At 70.3% G+C, this 17,561-nt stretch carries 22 protein-coding genes; 10 read left to right on the forward strand and 12 right to left on the reverse strand.

What is annotated here, in order from left to right; genetic code table 11:
• Positions 1-55 precede the first annotated feature (55 nt).
• Genes qcrB through ctaE form a run of 4 tightly spaced genes read right to left on the reverse strand, consistent with a single transcriptional unit; the run spans position 56 to position 4,491 of the window.
• Complete coding sequence (qcrB, locus tag BLS25_RS02940) at positions 56-1,897, reverse strand: cytochrome bc1 complex cytochrome b subunit (protein WP_074694337.1); 1,842 nt, start codon at positions 1,895-1,897, stop codon at positions 56-58.
• Complete coding sequence (gene qcrA / locus BLS25_RS02945) at positions 1,894-2,952, reverse strand: cytochrome bc1 complex Rieske iron-sulfur subunit (protein WP_056227815.1); 1,059 nt, start codon at positions 2,950-2,952, stop codon at positions 1,894-1,896. Before qcrA ends, qcrB begins: the two co-directional genes overlap by 4 nt.
• Before the next feature lie 39 nt (positions 2,953-2,991).
• Positions 2,992-3,804, reverse strand: coding sequence for a cytochrome bc1 complex diheme cytochrome c subunit (qcrC, locus tag BLS25_RS02950; RefSeq protein WP_056227819.1), 813 nt, complete (start codon positions 3,802-3,804; stop codon positions 2,992-2,994).
• Positions 3,805-3,819: 15 nt separating this feature from the next.
• Positions 3,820-4,491, reverse strand: a complete 672-nt coding sequence (gene ctaE, locus BLS25_RS02955) for an aa3-type cytochrome oxidase subunit III (protein ID WP_056227822.1) — start codon at positions 4,489-4,491, stop codon at positions 3,820-3,822.
• A 133-nt stretch (positions 4,492-4,624) separates the two neighbouring features.
• Between ctaE and trpD the strand changes: the two genes are divergently transcribed.
• A complete protein-coding gene (gene trpD / locus BLS25_RS02960; RefSeq protein ID WP_074694338.1) occupies positions 4,625-5,686 on the forward strand; it encodes an anthranilate phosphoribosyltransferase in 1,062 nt (353 codons plus the stop codon).
• A 2-nt stretch (positions 5,687-5,688) separates the two neighbouring features.
• A complete protein-coding gene (locus BLS25_RS02965; protein ID WP_074694339.1) occupies positions 5,689-6,681 on the forward strand; it encodes a PHP domain-containing protein in 993 nt (330 codons plus the stop codon).
• A 6-nt stretch (positions 6,682-6,687) separates the two neighbouring features.
• On the opposite strand, the gene BLS25_RS02970 is transcribed toward BLS25_RS02965, so the two are convergent.
• Positions 6,688-7,599, reverse strand: a complete 912-nt coding sequence (locus tag BLS25_RS02970; protein WP_056227833.1) for a 5'-3' exonuclease — start codon at positions 7,597-7,599, stop codon at positions 6,688-6,690.
• Positions 7,600-7,647: 48 nt separating this feature from the next.
• Between BLS25_RS02970 and BLS25_RS02975 the strand changes: the two genes are divergently transcribed.
• The 3 genes from BLS25_RS02975 (at position 7,648) to BLS25_RS02985 (ending at position 9,666) form a co-directional block, all read left to right on the forward strand.
• Positions 7,648-8,046 (forward strand): YchJ family protein, encoded by a 399-nt coding sequence (locus BLS25_RS02975; protein WP_074694340.1) that lies wholly within the window; start codon positions 7,648-7,650, stop codon positions 8,044-8,046.
• A gap of 178 nt (positions 8,047-8,224) precedes the next feature.
• Positions 8,225-8,893: an SDR family oxidoreductase gene (locus tag BLS25_RS02980; RefSeq protein WP_056227840.1), complete on the forward strand. Its 669-nt coding sequence runs from the start codon at positions 8,225-8,227 to the stop codon at positions 8,891-8,893.
• On the forward strand, positions 8,890-9,666 hold the full coding sequence (locus BLS25_RS02985; protein ID WP_074694341.1) for an isocitrate lyase/PEP mutase family protein: 777 nt from the start codon (positions 8,890-8,892) through the stop codon (positions 9,664-9,666). Before BLS25_RS02980 ends, BLS25_RS02985 begins: the two co-directional genes overlap by 4 nt.
• 107 nt (positions 9,667-9,773) lie before the next feature.
• Here BLS25_RS02985 and BLS25_RS02990 read toward each other — a convergent pair whose 3' ends face one another.
• The 3 genes from BLS25_RS02990 to BLS25_RS03000 all read right to left on the reverse strand — a co-directional run bounded on the left by BLS25_RS02990 (position 9,774) and on the right by BLS25_RS03000 (position 11,936).
• Positions 9,774-10,427 carry an LON peptidase substrate-binding domain-containing protein gene (locus BLS25_RS02990; RefSeq protein ID WP_056227847.1) on the reverse strand — a complete coding sequence of 218 codons (654 nt, stop codon included), beginning with the start codon at positions 10,425-10,427 and terminating at the stop codon, positions 9,774-9,776.
• A gap of 82 nt (positions 10,428-10,509) precedes the next feature.
• Positions 10,510-11,541: an FUSC family protein gene (locus tag BLS25_RS02995; RefSeq protein WP_256335515.1), complete on the reverse strand. Its 1,032-nt coding sequence runs from the start codon at positions 11,539-11,541 to the stop codon at positions 10,510-10,512.
• A 26-nt stretch (positions 11,542-11,567) separates the two neighbouring features.
• Positions 11,568-11,936 carry a winged helix-turn-helix transcriptional regulator gene (locus BLS25_RS03000; RefSeq protein WP_074694342.1) on the reverse strand — a complete coding sequence of 123 codons (369 nt, stop codon included), beginning with the start codon at positions 11,934-11,936 and terminating at the stop codon, positions 11,568-11,570.
• A gap of 93 nt (positions 11,937-12,029) precedes the next feature.
• On the opposite strand from BLS25_RS03000, the gene BLS25_RS03005 reads away from it, so the two are divergent.
• A complete protein-coding gene (locus tag BLS25_RS03005) occupies positions 12,030-12,890 on the forward strand; it encodes an SDR family oxidoreductase (RefSeq protein WP_056227854.1) in 861 nt (286 codons plus the stop codon).
• Positions 12,891-12,962: 72 nt separating this feature from the next.
• Here the strand turns inward: BLS25_RS03005 and BLS25_RS03010 are convergent, their stop codons facing one another.
• Positions 12,963-13,322: a DUF2834 domain-containing protein gene (locus tag BLS25_RS03010; RefSeq protein ID WP_074694343.1), complete on the reverse strand. Its 360-nt coding sequence runs from the start codon at positions 13,320-13,322 to the stop codon at positions 12,963-12,965.
• 52 nt (positions 13,323-13,374) lie between these two features.
• Between BLS25_RS03010 and BLS25_RS03015 the strand changes: the two genes are divergently transcribed.
• From BLS25_RS03015 to BLS25_RS03025, 3 genes are all read left to right on the forward strand, one after another.
• Positions 13,375-13,716, forward strand: a complete 342-nt coding sequence (locus BLS25_RS03015) for a TraR/DksA family transcriptional regulator (protein ID WP_056227860.1) — start codon at positions 13,375-13,377, stop codon at positions 13,714-13,716.
• 23 nt (positions 13,717-13,739) lie between these two features.
• A complete protein-coding gene (locus BLS25_RS03020; protein WP_056227864.1) occupies positions 13,740-13,955 on the forward strand; it encodes an SCO4848 family membrane protein in 216 nt (71 codons plus the stop codon).
• Between the two features lie 134 nt (positions 13,956-14,089).
• Positions 14,090-15,391 (forward strand): MFS transporter, encoded by a 1,302-nt coding sequence (locus BLS25_RS03025; protein ID WP_081349658.1) that lies wholly within the window; start codon positions 14,090-14,092, stop codon positions 15,389-15,391.
• Here BLS25_RS03025 and BLS25_RS03030 read toward each other — a convergent pair.
• Together BLS25_RS03030 and BLS25_RS03035 are read right to left on the reverse strand one after the other, a co-directional pair.
• Complete coding sequence (locus BLS25_RS03030; protein ID WP_056227867.1) at positions 15,327-16,058, reverse strand: YidC/Oxa1 family membrane protein insertase; 732 nt, start codon at positions 16,056-16,058, stop codon at positions 15,327-15,329. The two genes, BLS25_RS03025 and BLS25_RS03030, sit on opposite strands and share 65 nt — an antisense overlap.
• A 114-nt stretch (positions 16,059-16,172) precedes the next feature.
• The gene (locus tag BLS25_RS03035; protein ID WP_200914147.1) at positions 16,173-16,451 is read right to left on the reverse strand and encodes a DUF6412 domain-containing protein; all 279 of its coding nucleotides are present in this window, start codon (positions 16,449-16,451) and stop codon (positions 16,173-16,175) included.
• A 62-nt stretch (positions 16,452-16,513) separates the two neighbouring features.
• Between BLS25_RS03035 and BLS25_RS03040 the strand changes: the two genes are divergently transcribed.
• Positions 16,514-17,023 carry a glycine cleavage system transcriptional repressor gene (locus BLS25_RS03040; RefSeq protein ID WP_074694344.1) on the forward strand — a complete coding sequence of 170 codons (510 nt, stop codon included), beginning with the start codon at positions 16,514-16,516 and terminating at the stop codon, positions 17,021-17,023.
• A 54-nt stretch (positions 17,024-17,077) separates the two neighbouring features.
• Here the strand turns inward: BLS25_RS03040 and BLS25_RS03045 are convergent, their stop codons facing one another.
• The gene (locus BLS25_RS03045; RefSeq protein ID WP_056227871.1) at positions 17,078-17,461 is read right to left on the reverse strand and encodes a DUF3054 domain-containing protein; all 384 of its coding nucleotides are present in this window, start codon (positions 17,459-17,461) and stop codon (positions 17,078-17,080) included.
• Positions 17,462-17,561: the final 100 nt, after the last annotated feature.

The following is a 17,561-nucleotide window of genomic DNA, read 5'->3' on the forward strand; positions in this document are numbered from 1 at the left end:
GCCCGGGAAACGCGAAACCCCGGTGCCGAAGCACCGGGGTTTCGTCGACGGGCGATTACTCGCTCTTGTCGCCGTTCGGGCGGTTGCGCTCTTCGAGTCCCTTGGGAGCCGGGATCTCGACCTCGGCGCGCTCACCGACCGCGTTGCGGGGGCGACCGTCCTCATCGGCACGAGCGTTGGCGCCGGCGATCTCGTCGGCCTCCTCGTGGTCGATGTGGTCGAGCTCGTGGTGCTGGTGGGCGACCGCGGCGTCGAGCTCAGCCTGCGTGAGGGGAGCGAGCCGGTCCTCGAAGAACCAGCGGGACACCGCACCACGGACGTTCTCGTACCAGGGGATCTCACCGTTGGCGTTGGGACGGACGACGAGAGGCTCGTACGTCTCGTTGTCGACCAGCTTCCAGCGCTCGTACTCGTCGACCGGCTGGTGGACCTCGATGTACTCGCCGCCGGGCAGGCGGACGATACGGCCCGACTCGTAGCCGTGGAGCGCGATCTCGCGGTCCTTCTTCTGCAGCGCGATGCAGATGCGCTTCGTGACGAAGTAGGCGAGGATCGGGCCCAGGATCAGCAGGGCCTGCAGGACGTGGATGACGCCTTCCATCGTGAGGTGGAAGTGCGTCGCCACGATGTCCGAAGAGGCAGCGGCCCACATCACGGCGTAGAACGTCACACCGGCAGCACCGATCGCCGTGCGCGTCGCGGCGTTGCGCGGACGCTGGGCGATGTGATGCTCGCGCTTGTCGCCGGTCACCCACGCCTCGATGAAGGGGTACACCAGCACGAGGACGATGAAGAGACCCAGGACACCGACGGGGATGATGATGTTCCACGAGAAGGTGTGGTCCCAGAGCACGAATTCGAGGTGCGGCGGGATCAGACGGAGCATGCCGTCGGCGAAGCCGATGTACCAGTCGGGCTGCGTACCGGCGGACACCGGGGACGGGTCGTACGGACCGTAGTTCCAGATGGGGTTGATCGTCACCAGCGCGGCGATCAGAACGATCACACCGAACGTGATGAAGAAGAAGCCACCCATCTTGGAGGCGTACACCGGGAGCATCGGGTAGCCCACGACGTTGCTGTTCGTGCGGGCGGGCCCGGCGAACTGCGTGTGCTTGTTGATGATCATCAGCATGAGGTGCACGGCGAGCAGCGCCACGAGGATCGCGGGCAGCAGCAGGATGTGCAGCGTGTACAGGCGTCCGACGATCGCGGTACCGGGGAACTCGCCGCCGAAGAGCAGGAACGAGGTCCAGGTGCCGATGATCGGCAGACCCTTGATCATGCCGTCGATGATGCGCAGACCGTTGCCGGAGAGCAGGTCGTCGGGGAGCGAGTAGCCGGTGAAGCCCTCGGCCATCGCGAGGATGAAGAGGATGAAGCCGACGACCCAGTTGAGCTCGCGGGGCTTGCGGAACGCACCGGTGAAGAAGACGCGGAGCATGTGGACGCCGATACCGGCGACGAACACGAGGGCGGCCCAGTGGTGGATCTGTCGGACGAGCAGGCCGCCGCGCAGATCGAACGAGATGTGCAGGGCCGACTCCATGGCCGCCGACATCGCGATGCCGCGCATGGGCTCGTAGGCGCCGTTGTAATGCGTCTCGACCATGGACGCCTGGAAGAAGAACGTCAGGAACGTGCCCGAGAGCAGCACGACCACGAAGCTCCACAGCGCGATCTCGCCGAGCATGAACGACCAGTGGTCGGGGAAGACCTTGCGTCCGAGCTCCTTGACGATGCCCGACATGCTCGTGCGCTCGTCCATGTAGTTCGCGACGGAGCCGACGAAGCGGCCGCCGAGCGGCTTTCCGTCACGCCCGCTCGTCGCCGGCGCGCCGGCGTGGACCGCGGGCTCGGTGGTGACGTTCTCGGTGGGATGGGTACCGATGCTCATGAGCGCTCCCAGAAGCTGGGGCCGACGGGCTCGTGGAAGTCACTCTGCGCGACGAGGTAACCCTCGGCGTCGACGGTGATGGGGAGCTGCGGCAGGGGACGGGCGGCCGGGCCGAAGATGACGGCCGCACCGTTGGCGACGTCGAACTGCGACTGGTGGCAGGGGCACAGGAGGTGGTGGGTCTGCTGCTCGTAGAGCGCGACGGGGCAACCGACGTGGGTGCAGACCTTCGAGTACGCGATGATGCCGTCGTACGACCAGTCCAGGTTGTTGGTCTCGGGGTTGAGCTGCTCGGGCTGCATGCGCATGAGCAGGACGATCGCCTTGGCCTTCTCTTCGAGGTAGCCCTCGTCGTGGCCGAGTCCCGCGAGTTCTTCGGGGATCACATGGAAGGCGGAGCCGAGCGTGACGTCAGCGGCGCGGATCGGGCGTCCCGAGGGGTCGTGCGTCAGGCGCATGCCCTCTTTCCACATGGTGTGGCTGAGGAGCTTCACCGGGTCCTGGTCCTGCGGCGCGAGGCCGCGGAACAGGGTGATGCCGGGGATGACCGAGGCGGCCAGCGCGGCGAACAGCGAGTTGCGGATGATTTCGCGACGTCCGAAGCCGGAATCCTTGTTCGCCTCTTCGAAGACGTTGATCGCGCCCTCGCGGACCTCGTCGCGACCACGGGTGGCGTGACGGTCCTCGATGTACTCCTTGTCGGACATGACCGACTTGCCCCAGTGAATGGTGCCGATGCCGATCGCGAGCAGAGCGAATGCGATGCCGAGCCCGATGAAGAGGTTGTTGTAGCGGATGTCGATCAGCGCGCCCGACTCGATCGGGAAGATCATGTAGGCGATGCTCGCCCAGATGCTCGCCGCGACCGAGAAGTAGAACAGCGTGTAGACCGTGCGGACCGCACGCTTCATCGCCTGCGGGTCCTGGTCGGTCATGCGCTGACGGTGGCCGGGAAGGCCGGGGTTCTGTACGGCGTCGGGAACCGCGACGGCGAGCCCCGAGGCGGGCTTCCAGGAAGCCCTCTCGTGCTCGAGTGCGTCGTCCTCGTGTGCCATGGTGCTCCTCGTGCGTTTACGTGATGTCGAAGACGACGGTCAGTTGGACTTCGCCGTGATCCATACGGTCAGGGCGATGAGCGCCCCGATACCGAAGATCCAGATGAACAGACCCTCGGAGACCGGACCGAGCGAGCCGAGGGCGTAGCCACCGGGCGAGTCGTTCTTCTGCAGGTACATGAGGTACGAGATGACGTCGCGCTTGTCTTCGGGGGTGAGGTTCAGGTCGTTGAACACCGGCATGTTCTGCGGGCCGGTGACCATGGCCGCGTAGATGTTGACCGGGGTGGTGGTGTGCAGGTCGGGGGCGTACTTGCCCTCGGTCAGTGCGCCGCCGGCACCAGCCACGTTGTGGCACATGGCGCAGTTGATGCGGAAGAGCTCGGCGCCGTGCGACAGGTCGCCCTGGCCGTCGACGAGGTCCTCGGTCGGGTAGGTCGGTCCCGGTGCCGCGGACTGCACGTACGCGGCGATGGCGTTGACCTGCTCTTCGGTGAACTGCGGGGGCTTGACCGGAGCCTGCGGGCCCTGGGCCTGCAGCGGCATGCGTCCGGTCGAGACCTGGAAGTGCACCGAGAGCTCGCCGACGCCGAAGAGCGACGGGCCCTGCTGGCTGCCCTGGAGGTCGAGACCGTGGCACGTCGCGCAGTTGGCCTGGAAGAGCTTCTGCCCTTCCTCGACCGCCGTCGCGGAGTTCGCCTCGCTCGTGGGGGTGCCGGAGGTGGCGGCCATCGCGGCCGATGCGCCGGCGTAGACGCCTCCGGTCAGGAGGAGTCCGATGCCGATGAGCGCCGCGGCGGCCAGGGGGCTACGACGCCCGGACGCCCGACGAGTCTTCTTCTCGCGTGCCATGTGGGTACTGCTCTCTTACTTGAGGAAGTAGATGACGAAGAACAGGGCGATCCAGACGACGTCGACGAAGTGCCAGTAGTACGACACGACGATCGAGGTGGTCATCTCTTTCCGACCGAAGTTCTTCACGGCGTAGGCACGACCGATCACGAGCAGGAAGGCGATGAGGCCACCCGTCACGTGCAGGGCGTGGAAGCCGGTAGTGATGTAGAAGGCCGAGGCGTAGGGGTTGGCGCTGATGGGCATGCCCTCGGCAACCAGCGTCGCGTACTCCCACACCTGACCCGACACGAAGACCGCGCCGAGGATGAAGGTGAGGTAGAACCACTCCACCATTCCCCACTTCAGGAAGCCGGTGCGTCCGCCGGTGCGGTACGGCTGGTACCGCTCCGCGGCGAAGACGCCCATCTGGCACGTGACCGAGGACAGCACGAGGATGATCGTGTTGACGGTCGCGAAGGGGACGTTGAGCAGCTGCGTCTCTTCGGCCCACAGAGAGGCCGACGTGCTGCGGAGGGTGAAGTAGATCGCGAACAGGCCGGCGAAGAACATGACCTCGCTGCCCAGCCACACGATGGTGCCCACGGCGACCGGGTCGGGCCGCTTCACGGCACGCACAGCCTGGGAATACGTCGCTGAGGTCGTCACCGTTCCATTATGCGCGATCCGGGAGCCCGATATTCCCATCCCCACCCTGGGATATTCCATCGTCGAGACTTAGGGATGCCTCAGAATCTGCACATAAGGCCCGGTACGGAGGCTGTTTCGGAGCCGCGTGCCCGGGCGCGGTCACGCGACACGCGTATGGGAGGATCGTGGCATGGCGGAACGTTTCTCGTGGCCCGATCTCCTCTCGTCGCTGCTGGCCGGCACCGACCTCAGCGTCTCGGAGTCCACGTGGGCGATGCGCGAGGTAATGGCGGGGGAGGCCACGCCCTCTCAGCTCGGTGGTTTCCTCATGGCGTTGCGCGCCAAAGGCGAGACGGTGGAGGAGATCGTCGGCTTCCGTGACGCGATCCTCGAGGCGGCCGTGCCGCTGCCGGTCCGTGCCGAGGTGCTCGACATCGTGGGCACGGGCGGAGACCGTTACGGCACCGTCAACATCTCGACGATGGCGGCCATCGTGGCCGCGGCATCCGGAGTTCCCGTCGTCAAGCACGGGAACCGGGCGGCCAGCTCGGCCTCGGGCTCGTCGGACGTGCTGTCGTCGCTGGGCATCGGACTCACGCTGTCGCCCGAGAAGGTGGCCGAGATCCTCGATCGCACCGGAATCACGTTCGCGTTCGCCTCGGCCTTCCACCCGGGGTTCCGGCACGCGGCGGCCACGCGATCGGAGCTGGGAGTCCCTACGGTCTTCAACTTCCTCGGTCCGCTCTGCAACCCGGCTCGCGCCGAGGCCAATGCGGTCGGCGTCGCCCACCTCGACCGCGTCCCCCTCATCACGGGCGTCTTCCGCACGCGCGGCGCGACGGCGCTGGTGTTCCGCGGCGACGACGGCCTCGACGAACTGACCACGACCGGGCACAGCCGCGTGTGGGAGATCAGCCGCGGCGACGTCCACGAGCACGACCTGGATCCCCGGGATCTCGGCATCCCTCTCGCCGATATGGACGACCTGCTCGGGGGCTCTCCCGATCACAACGCCACCGTGGTGCGGCGTGTGCTCGGCGGTGACCGCGGTGCGGTCCGCGACATCGTGCTGCTGAACGCCGCGGCGGGGCTCGTGTCGTTCCGGCTGTTCCAGGACGCCGCCCAGGTGCAGCGGCCGATCCTCGAGCGACTGGCCGAGGCGATGACCGACGCCGCCGCCGCGATCGACGACGGACGCGCCTCGGCGAAGCTCGACGACTGGGTCGACGCCTCGAAGGCGCTGGCGGAGTAGTCGTGGACCCGCTCGACGCGCTCACCGAGATCGCGTACCTGCTCGAGCGGGAGAGATCGTCGCGCTACAAATCGAAGGCGTTCCGCACCGCGGCCTCCGCGATCGAGGGCTTGAGCGACGCGCAGCTGCGGGATCCGGGCCTTCGCCGTCGCGCGGGGATCGGCGAGTCCACCTTCGCGGTGATCCAGCAGGCCCTGGCGGGAGAGGTGCCCGAGCGCTTGGCGAAGCTCCGGGCCGAGTCCGCCCCCGCGGGAGGGGAGGAGCTGCGGGCGCAACTCAAGGGCGACCTGCACAGTCACAGCGACTGGTCGGACGGGCTGACGCCGATCGAGGCCATGGTCGACGCGGCGCGCGGTCTCGGCCACGAGTACCTCGCCCTGACCGATCACTCGCCCCGGCTCACGGTCGCCAACGGGTTGTCGCCCGAGCGGTTGCGCGCGCAGATCGAGATCGTCCGCGGTCACCGCGGCGAGGGATTCACCCTGCTCACCGGGATCGAGGTCGACATCCTCGACGACGGCGCCCTCGACCAGGAGGACGAGCTGCTGCACGCACTCGATGTGGTCGTGGCATCCGCTCATTCCAAACTGCGGATGGAACGCGGGCCCATGACGAAGCGGCTCGTCGCGGCGGCGAGCGATCCACGGGTCGACGTGCTCGGGCACGTGACCGGTCGGCTCGTCGAGGGCGCCCGCGGGACGCGGCCCCCGTCGGAGTTCGACGCGCGCGAGGTGTTCGCGGCGGCGGCCGCGTCGGGAGTGGCGGTCGAGATCAACTCGCGCCCCGAGCGACAGGATCCGCCCGACGATCTGCTCGCCCTCTCGATCGAGGCCGGCTGCCTCTTCTCGATCGATTCCGACGCGCACGCTCCGGGGCAGCTCTCGCTCCTCGACTACGGTGCGGCGCGTGCCGAGGCCGCGGGCGTCCCCGCCGACCGGATCGTCACGACGTGGCCGCTCGATCGTCTGCGCACTTGGCTCGAGCGGAGTCGCTGAGAGCGATCAGTCGGGAAGCGCCGCCAGCGCCCTCGTCATCGACGAGCCGAGGTTCCAGCGTTCGGCGAGCTTCTCGGCAGCATCCCGGTCGACCGGACCGAGGCGGTCGTCGAACGGAGCGAGGTCCAGCTCGCGGGCGACGCGCACCACGGTCGCGGCGACCTCGAGGTAGTCCGCGGCGGCCGCGATCTTCGCGCGCTGGGCGGGCGTTCCCGCGGTGCCGTCGAGAACCCCGGATCGGATGCCGTCGAGATCGCCGCACGCGCTCAGCAGCGCCGCCGCGGACTTCTCGCCGATGCCCGAGACGCCCGGCAGGCCGTCGGAGGGATCGCCGCGCAACACCGCGAAGTCGGCGTACTGGTCCGCGTGGACGCCGTACTTCGAGAAGACGGCGGCGTCGTCGACGAGCTCGAGGTTGCTCATGCCCCGAGCGGTGTAGACGATCCGGATGCCGCGCGCGTCGTCGACCAACTGGAAGAGGTCGCGATCGCCGGTGACGATGTCGACGGGAACCTCGGCGCGCGTCGCGAGGGCGCCGATCACGTCGTCGGCCTCGTGCTCGGCGGCACCCACCACGGGGATGCCGAGCACCGCGAGCGCCTCGCGGATGAGCGGGATCTGCGCCTCGAGCGGATCGGGCACCTCTTCGACGTCAGGCCCCGCGGCGACCACCTCGACGACGCGGTGGGCCTTGTAGCTCGGAAGCAGGTCGACGCGCCACTGGGGCCGCCAGTCGTCGTCCCAGCACGCGACGAGCCGCGTCGGCTCGTACGTCGTGACGAGCTTCGCGATCATGTCGAGCAGGCCGCGGACCGCGTTCACCGACGAGCCGTCGGCTGCCTTGACCTTGTCGGGCACACCGTAGAACGCGCGGAAGTACAGCGAGGCGGTGTCGAGGAGCATGAGGCGATCGGTCACGCCCCCGATCCTGGCACGCCGGCGGCTCGGCTGACCTAGAGTGGCCGGATGTCCTTCGGTTCCGCCTCCCGACGACCGGCACCGGATGCCGTGTGCCCGTGCGGCCGCGCCGCGTTCGGGGAGTGCTGCGGGCCGATCCTGGACGGCGAGGCCGCCCCGAGCGCCGAGCGGTTGATGCGTTCGCGGTACACCGCGTTCTCGGTCGGCGACGCGGTCCACCTGGCGAGGTCGTGGCATCCGCGGACGCGTCCCGACGACATCGTCGTCGATGACGGCACGCGATGGTCGGGCCTCGAGATCGAGGACGCGTCGGAAGACGGCGAGAACGCGACCGTGACCTTCCGCGCGTCGTGGCGGCACGGGCCCGACCGCGGCGTGCTGCGCGAGCGCAGCCGGTTCGCGCGGCGCGGCGGACGCTGGGTCTACGTCGACGGCGACGTCGACTGAATCGAAACCGCTCGATGACCTCGTCAAGCCCGCGGGGGGTGTCGCGGGTCGTGCGTAGGGTCGATCAAAGATCCCCGGCACCGCACTGGCGGTCGAGGCGGTCCCGATGCGGCAGTCCTGTGACAGCGCCGGCCGGAGGATTCGACAGAAGTCGATCGACAAGGAAGAGGACAGTGACATGGAACGCATCGTGATCGTCGGAGGGCACGGCAAGGTGGCCCTCCACCTCGCTCGACTGCTCGCCGACCGCGGCGACGAGGCGACGTCGGTAATCCGCAAGGCGGAGCAGAAGGCCGACATCGAGCAGGCGGGCGGCACGCCCCTCGTCCTCGACGTCGAGAACGCGGACGTCGACGAGATGGCGAAGGCCTTCTCGGGTGCCGACGCGGTCGTGTGGTCCGCCGGTGCGGGTGGCGGCAGCGCCGAGCGCACGTACGCGGTCGACCGCGATGCCGCGCAGCGCGCGGTCGACGCGGCATCGAAGGCGGGCATCCGCCGGTTCGTGATGGTGTCGTGGATCGGCTCGACGCCCGATCACGGCATCGACCCCGACGACTCGTTCTTCGCCTACGCCGACGCCAAGCTCGCGGCCGACGACCACCTGCGCGCCAGCGACCTCGATTGGACGATCCTCGGCCCCGGCACCCTCACGACGGACGAGCCCACCGGCCGCATCACCACGGCGCCGCAGGGCAAGGCCGAAGTCTCTCGTGCCGACGTGGCCGCCGTCGCGGCCGCCGTGCTCGTGCAGCCCGCCACGGTGGGCCGGTTCATCCGCTTCGGCGCGGGCGACACGCTGATCGCCGAGGCGATCGTCGCCGACCGCGCGGACGGGGGACAGGCATGAGCGCCCTGAGCGAGAAGGCGACGTCGTTCGCGGCCCTGCACACCGCCCCCGAGATCCTCCGGGTCGTCAACATCTGGGACGTCGTGTCGGCGAAGGCGGTCGCCGCTCTGCCCGAGACGAAGGCCCTCGCCACGGCCGGCCACTCGATCGCTGCGACCTTCGGGTACGAGGACGGCGAGAACATCCCCCTCGACGTCATGCTCGACATGGTCGGACGCATCGTGGCGGCGGTCGACGTGCCGGTGACGGCCGACCTCGACGCGGGCTTCGGAAACCCCGGCGAGACGACCCGGCGCGCCATCGGCGTGGGTGTGGTCGGCGCGAACGTCGAGGACCGGGTCAAGCCGTTCGATGAGGCGGTGGCCGCCGTCGAGGCCGTGATCGCGGCGGGGGAGGCCGAGGGCGTCCCCTTCGTGCTGAACGCGCGCACCGATGTGTTCGTGAAGGGCGGCGACCGTCCGCTCGACGACAAGATCGCGGATGCCGTGAAGCGCGGCCGCGCTTTCCTCGACGCCGGGGCGACCTCGGTGTTCGTCCCGGGGCTTCTGGACGCCGACACGACGAGTCGACTAGTCGAGGGGCTCGGGGAACAGCGCCTGAGCGTCATCGGCTTCCCCAGGGCACTGTCGGCCGCCGAGTACGAGAAGCTCGGTGTGGCGCGGATCTCGTACGGTCCGCTCACGCAGCGCGTCGCGTTGACGGCGCTGCAGGACCTCGCGATCGACCTTTACGGCACGGGCGTCATCCCCTCGTCGGTGCGCGAACTGAACTGACGATTCGCCCGGTGGGGCGTCGCGGCCTGCGGGCTACGCCGCCCCACCGTTGTCCGCGCCGAGAGCCGCTCCGCCGACACGCCATCGCGCGCTCGGACGGCGCGCGGTCAGTCGTCGTCTTCGGGCTCTCCGTCGTCGACCACGATCACTCCGTCGGGCACGGGATCGCCGAGCAGGGGCTCGGCGGCGAGCGTGAGGTCGATGGTCGCCCGCAACAAACCGCCGAGGGTCACCGAGCGCAGCAGCTCCATCTGGTCGAGTTCGCCGAGCGGAGCGATCGCCGCGACCTGCCACGCGCGAGGAAGCGGCTCCTCCGAGAGCTCCACCTCGGGGTCCCACCTCGTGCCGCCGTACTGCTGCGCGCGACCGAGCACGCGCCGCACGATCCGCTCCGCCTCTTCGAGCAACGGGAGGAGCGCGTCGTTCCACTCGAGGTCGGGGAGAGCCCGCACGTCCGCCCGCGGGTACGGGGCGTCGTCGAGCCACTCGACGATCTCGAACCTCTCCGTGCCCCGCGCGACGATCTGCATCTGGCCGGCCTGGGGCACGACGTGGCTGAGCTGCGCCATGGTGCCGAGGGGGAAGCGTTGATCGCCCCCGCCCGTCTCACTGCCGCGCTCGATGAGGACGACGCCGAATGCGGGGTCCGTCTCGTCGAGGAGGCGCCCGAGCATGACGAGGTAGCGCTCCTCGAAGATCCGCAGCGCGAGAGGCGTATGCGGGAAGAGGACGGCTCCGAGGGGGAACATCGCGGTACCCATGCCCTCAGTCAACCAGGGGCAACGGCCTGTGGGGTCGGGGGAGCGGGATCCGCGAGCGAGTTCTCAGGTCGAGCGGGCGCCGTCAGTCCTCGACGTCGCGCAGGGTCTCGTGCACGCGGTGCAGGTCCATCAGGAGCGATCCGACGAGCACCCAGTGCATCGTCGAGGGTGTGCGGATCTGCAGGGGGCGGGTGAGGGCCGGTTCTTCGTCGACGACGCGCTCCGGGCCGGCGTCGAGGGCGAACGCCAGTCGCACGTCGTGGGCGGCGCGATGGAGCTGCTCGGCGATCGCCCGGACGGCGGGTTCGTCGGCGATCGTCTGCTCGTAGCCGTCGTAGACCGCGCGCGTCATGCCGATCGTCTGGGTGACGACGGGACTGAAGCGTTCGACGAGGGCGTCCATCTCGGCCAGGTCGGTACGGTGACGACCGCTGCGGGGATTCAGGGCGAGCGAGTCGGCGCCGTCGCGGATTGCGTCGGCCGCGGCATCCCGAACCGGGCGGAGCAGGCGCGCCTCGAGGAGGAGCCCCTCGAGGGACGCCGAAGTCTGCGGGGTCTCGAGGGCGTCGGCCAGACGCTCGAGGGCGGCGGCGAGCTCGCGCCCGAGGACGTCGATCTTGGCCCGCGCGGCGGGGACGAGCACCGGGGGGACCAGCACCGCGTTGACGACGATCCCGATGGCCGCGCCGATGAGGGTCTCAAGTACGCGGTCGAGGGCGTAGTTGGGGGTCGCGGTGCCGAGCGCGAGGACGAGTAGGGCGCTGATCGCGATCTGGTTGGTGGCTCCGGCCGAGATCCGCGCCGCCCACGCCACGACGAGCGCCACGCCCGCCGAGAGCAGGGCGACCCAGGGTTGCGAGCCGAACACGAGCCCGAGAAGAGCCGCGATGAGCACTCCGACGATCACGCCGACACTGCGTTCGACGGCGCGGGTGAACGACTGGTTGATGCTCGGCTGGACCACCAGAAGGGCGGCGATGGCGGCGAAGATCGGGGGCGGACCCTGCACGAGCCACCCGGCCAGCAGCCACGCGGCGACGATCGCGATGGCCGACTTGGCGACCTGCAGCAGCGGCACGCGCCGCGGGGCGCGGAAGGTGAGGCTGTCGCGCACGGCGCGAGCGGAGGGGACGCGCACGATCACTCCCGTGGTCCGACGATGGCGATGGCGTTCTCGGCGACCCATCCCATCAGGGGGATGACGTGCGTCATGAGGTCGCGCCCCCGATCGGTGAGGGCGTACTCGACGCGAGGGGGAACCTCGGGGTAGGCGGTGCGCACGAGGAGGCCGTCGGCCTCGAGCGTCTTGAGCGTGCTCGCGAGCATCTTCTCGCTGATCCCGTCGATGTTGCGTCGAAGGGCGCCCCAGCGCTGTGTTCCGTCCGAGAGGGAGAGCAGCACGAGGATGCCCCACTTGCCCATGACGTGATCGAGGACCGTGCGGGTGGGGCACCCGTCGGCGAAAAGTCCGGGGTGTTCGGCGCGGATCGACGCAAGACTGACGCTCATGTGAGTACCTAACCAGAAAGTGGGTACCGGCATTCCGGAATGCGATGGACGGCGGGGCGTTGAGCCCGACGAACCCACCGAAAGGATTCCATCATGACCTTCCTCGTCACCGCCGCCTCCGGCCACCTCGGCCGCCTCGTCGTCGACGCTCTCCTCGAGCGCGGCGTGCCGGCATCTGGCATCGTCGCGGGTGCGCGCACGCCCGCCAAGGTCGACGACCTCGCCGCCCGCGGGGTCCGCGTCGCCCAGCTCGACTACGCGCGTCCCGAGACGATCTCCGCCGCCCTCGACGGTGTGACGCGCGTCGTGCTGATCTCGGGCAACGGTCCCGACCGCGTCGCCGAGCACCGCGCGGCGATCGACGCGATCCGCGCCGCCGGAGTGGAGCGTCTCGTCTACACGAGCGCCCCGCGCAACGACGTCATCGACTACAGCCTCGGCGCCGACCACAAGGCCACCGAGCAGGCCATCGCCGCGTCGGGGGTGAGCGCCACCATCCTCCGCAACAACTGGTACACCGAGAACTACCTCGACACCGTCGCCCGCGCGGCCGACACCGGAGAGATCGTGGCGGCGACCGGGGACGCGCGCGTCGCCAGCGCGAGCCGCCGCGACTACGCGGAGGCGGCCGCGGTCGCCCTCACCACCGACGAGCTGGCCGGCCGGACCGTCGAGATCGGCGGCGACGTCGCGTGGACCTACGACGAGCTCGCCGCCGCGGCGAGCGAGGTGCTCGGTCGTCCGGTGACCTACACCCGCGTGTCGGTGGAGCAGCTGACCGAGGGGCTGCAGGCGGCGGGACTGGATGCCGGCACGGCGGCGTTCGTGGCCGGGATCGACGACGCGATCGCCCGCGGCGCGCTCGAGCAGACCGACGGGTCGTTGTCTCGCCTCATCGGCCGTCCCACCACGCCGCTCGTCGAAGGACTGCGTCAGGGCCTGGCCGCGCGCTGACCTCTTCCCTCTCGGCGTGAGTCGCCGTGCCCCGTCGCTTCGGACGCCCGCGAAGCGACGCATCGTGGCGACTCACGCGGGGCTGTCGGGGGAGGACCGGCGTGCGGTCAGCCGTCGCTGGCGCATCGCCAGGAACAGCGGGAACGTGAAGGCGAAGGCGGTCACCCCCGACAGCACGATGTACAGCCACGCGAAGCGCATGCCGAGGCGTCGCCCCTCGACGATGATGAAGATGCTGCCCGCGATCGCGACGACCATCAGATCCACGGTGATCGACGACACCGCCGGTCCCCCCGAGACGAGATCGCCGATGAAGTCCCGCATCTGCACGATCGCGAACACGTTGAAGGTCCAGGTGCCCACGAGGCCGGCGACGGCCAGCACGAGAAAGGCCACGGCGGTGGGGGTCCAGTGTCGTCGGAGTTCGCTCATGAGCCGATCATCCCGCAGCCCTCGTGTCGGTGGCGGGGGATAGCGTCGAAGGATGGATGCCGACACCGCGATGCGCATGCTCGATGACCGCGAACGCGAGGTCGCGCACCGTTTGACGCGCCTGCTCGACGACGAAGCGAGCCTGCGGCACGACCGCGCCGACGCCACCGCCGACGACGAACACGACCCCGAGGGGTCGACGCTGTCGGGGGAGTGGGCGCAGGTCGACGCGCTGCGACGGGGAGCCGAGGCCGAGAGCGCCGAGATCTCCGCGGCGCGCGAGCGGGTGGCATCCGGCACCTTCGGCACGTGCGAGAACTGCGGCCGGCCGATCGCCGACGCCCGTCTCGAGGTCCTGCCCTTCGCGCGGCGGTGCATCTCGTGCGCCGCGTGAGCCGCGGCGCTTAGGCTCGAGGCATGGAACCCGTCCTCATCGCGCTGCTGTTCGCCAACGCCGTCTTCAACGTCGTCGTCTGGCCGCGCTTCTTTGTGCGGGTCGCGAAGGACCAGCGGGCGAGGACCGCCGAGGGCAAGCCCACGCCGTTCCTCATCGTCCACACCGTGCTCATCGCCCTCGCTCTGGTGCTCGCGCTCGCGTCGGCCATCGCCGCGATCGCCGCCCTGGTGGGCTGATCCTGCGCACCCAGGCGCCCGTGAGGTGCCCGCGGTAGACTGCGGGTGCGGGATTTCCCGCCGCACTCTGTGCAACTACCTACCGGTCCGGCAAGGCGGCACGTTCCATCGCCCCCTCTCTGGAGACCCGCTTCATGACTGCGCCCGCCGTCGACCATCGGCCCCTCGTCCATCACACCGGCTTCTGGTACTTCCCCATCGCCTTCGTGGCGCGGTTGCCCTTCGCGATGATGACCGTGGGGGTCCTCGCGATCGTCGTCGCCCTGCGCGGCTCGGTCTCCCTCGGCGGTCTGACCTCGGCGGCCGTGGGGCTCGGCGTCGTCGTCGCGGGTCCGGTGCTGGGCGATCTCGCCGACCGCTACGGGCAACGGCGCGTGCTCGTGCCGGTGGGGGTGGCCAACGGCATCCTGTTGGCGATCTTCCCGCTCGTGGTGGGCTTCGCGACGTCGGATGCCCTGCTGCTCGGGGCGGCCGTGGCGATCGGTGTGACCGGACCGCAGACCGCGGCGATGTCGCGCAGCCGCGTGATGGCGCTGATCGGCGCGCGCGTGCACCCCGAGCGGCGCGACCGCACCTTCTCGCGGGCGATGGCCTACGAGTCCGCGGCCGACGAGACGGCGTTCGTGATCGGCCCGTTCGTCGTCGGCATCCTGGCGGCGTTGATCGCCCCGTGGGCGCCGATCATCGGTGCGGCCCTCCTCAGCTTCGTCTTCGTCACCGCCTTCGCTTTGCATCCCACCGGTCGAGCCGTGCCCGAGCGGTCCGAACGCACCGCGATGGCGCCGTTCCGCGAGCTGCTGCACCCGCGCATGCTCGTGCTCGTGGCGGCCGTGTTCGGCGTCGGGCTGTTCTTCGGCTCCACTCTCACCTCGCTGACCGCCTTCATGGAGGCGCAGGGGGCGCCCGAGGCGGGAGCCTTGCTCTACGGCGTGATGGGGGTGGGCTCGGCGGTGCTGGCCCTCGCCGTGGCCCTGGTCCCCGAGCGCTTCGCGCTGCGGTGGCGGCTCGTGCTCTTCGCGAGCGTGCTCACGGCCTCGGCCGGTGCCTACTCGGTCGGCGGATCCGTCTCGACGGTGACCCTGGTCCTGTGCCTCATGGGCATCGGGGTGGGGCCCGCCCTCGTCACGCTGTTCAGCCTCGCCGGCCACCGCGCGCCGCGCGGGCGCACGGCGTCGACCATGACGATCCTCGCCTCGGCCCTCACCCTGGCGCAGGCGCTGTCGTCGGCGGTGACCGGCGCCGTGGCCGAGAACGTCTCGGTCGCCACGGCGATGCTCTTCCCCGCGGGCGCGGCGCTGCTCGTCCTCGCCATGGCGGTGGTGAACGCCGCGGCCGCCCCGCGGTGGGACCGGGCGTCCGCCGGGGCCGGACTCAGCGCGGCAGGGGGTAGCGCCGCCGCAGCAGCAGGCGCTGGCCCAGCGTCCACGCGGTCGTGACGGTGAGATAGAGCCCCGCCGCGAGCGGGACGAACAGCGCGACCACCGCCGTCGTGAACTGCAGGACGCCGAGCATCCCCGTCGTCCACGCGGGAGCCGACGGGTCGACCGCGGGTCGCAGGAGTCGACGCGTGAGTTCGGCCACCCCGGCGATCACGACGACGAGCGTGCCGAAGACGGCGAGGGTGGCGGCATCCATCGTTCCGGTCGTGAGGGCGCCGACAAGACTCCGCCCGAGCGGGACGCCGAACACGTCGTGCGTGAGCAGGGTGTTGGCGTGTCCGCCGACCTGGGCGTGCAGGAAGACGGCGTACAGCAGACCGACCACGGGCGCCTGGGCGAGCACGGGCAGCATCCCCGCGAAGGGAGACGATCCCTCGTCGCGGTACAGCTGCAGGGTCTCGCGTTGCAGGCGTTCGGGGTTCTTGCGCCACCTCTCCTGCAGGGCGCGGAGGCGCGGGGCCAGGCGGGCGCGCGTCTGCTCGGCCCGCGCCTGCGACACCCCCACGGGAATGAGGAGCACCCGCACGGCGAGCGTCACGACGACGACGGCGAGGGCGGCGGCGAGACCGCCGGCGAGCGGTTCGAGAAGCGAGGTCAGGGCGAGCAGGGCTCGCGTGGCGAGGTCGAGCAGCAGAGCGAGGGGCGGAAAGGCGAAGAGGTCCACGGGGCATCCCATCAGAGCGAGTGATCACGGGCTGATCGGTCGCGGGGCGTGCCGAGAGCACGCGGGCGACCGGCGTCGCTGCGCGCTCGAGCCGTCGCCGGGGCGCGGGGAGGGCTACGCGACGCGGATCGCGAACCCCGGGGCTCGCGGGCGCGGGTGCCCCGCGGCGTCGGGATCGCTCTGGGAGAGGGATGCCGAGGGGTCGATCGGACGCGCCGACGGCGGGGGCGTGGTCGCGACGAGAGCGGGGACCACGACGAGCACGATCACCGCGGTCAGCACGACAGCGGCGGCGAGCACCACGGCCAGAAGAGGGGCGCTCCCCCCGGGCGTGAGCGCCAGCTCGGCGGTGGCCAGGAGCAGATTGAGCGCCGCGATCAGCGATGCGATCACGCTCTCACCCCCCTCCGGTCGAGTCCCCACGCTAGCAAAGCTCCGGTGGGTACGCTGTCGGCATGACCACCCTCGTCCTCACCGTCGTCGGCGATGACCGCGCGGGCCTCGTGTCCACGGTCGCCGACATCGTCGACGCCCACGGCGGCAACTGGGAGAACAGCGAACTCGCCGAGCTGGCGGGTGCCTTCGCCGGGATCATCGAGGTGTCGGTGACGCCCGCGCGCGCCGATGATCTGCGCGCGGCGCTCGACGGCCTCGCCGGAACCCTCACCGTCACCGTCCATGCCGGAGCGGGCTCGGCGGACGCCGCGGGCCGCACCGTGACCTTCGACGTCGTCGGCAACGACCGCCCCGGCATCGTCCGCGAGGTGTCCGCGGCTCTCGGCGCGCACGGCGCGAGCATCGAACGGATGTCGACGCAGACGACGGATGCCGCGATGGCGGGCGGTCGTCTGTTCGAGGCCTCCATCACCGCGACGGTGGCGGCCGACGTCGCCGTCGACGATCTCGTCGCGCGTCTGGAGCGTCTCGCCACCGAGATCCAGGTCGACGTCACGCTCGCGGACTGACCCGGGCGGCGCGCGGACGCGGCTCGATCGACGCCGGGCCGATCTCGACCGGATTCAGGCCCGGCGCGACCGGGTCGCGAGGCGTGCGATCCCGCGCCATCCCAGCAGCAGCAGGGCGAGGGTGAGGGTCGCGACGATGACGAACGCCACCGCGATGCCCTGACCGCTGAACGCGCGCAACACCACCCCGAGCATGACGGTGATCGCCCACACCGGGAGCCCCGTCGCGACGACGGCGGTCGGTCGACGCCACGCACGCGCGACGAGCCAGCCGACGAGGAGCGCGACGACGAAGGGCCACGCGGTCGTCGCCAGCCCCGAGCCGAACGGACCCAGGATGTCGCCGTCGTGGGTGGCGCGTCCGATCGCGGCGAAGACGACGACGAGCACGACGTCGACGATCAGGGCGGGGAGGGAGGAGCGCAGCGAGGGGGACACGACCTCATTCTCTCGCGGCGACGCGAGGGTATCGTCCGCGTATCGCGGTTCCGAGACACCGCGGCAACAGTCCGAGCGATGGGATGGACTCTCCCGATCC

It is taken from the genome of Microbacterium testaceum StLB037 (genome assembly GCF_900104345.1).
GTDB lineage: Bacteria > Actinomycetota > Actinomycetes > Actinomycetales > Microbacteriaceae > Microbacterium > Microbacterium testaceum_A.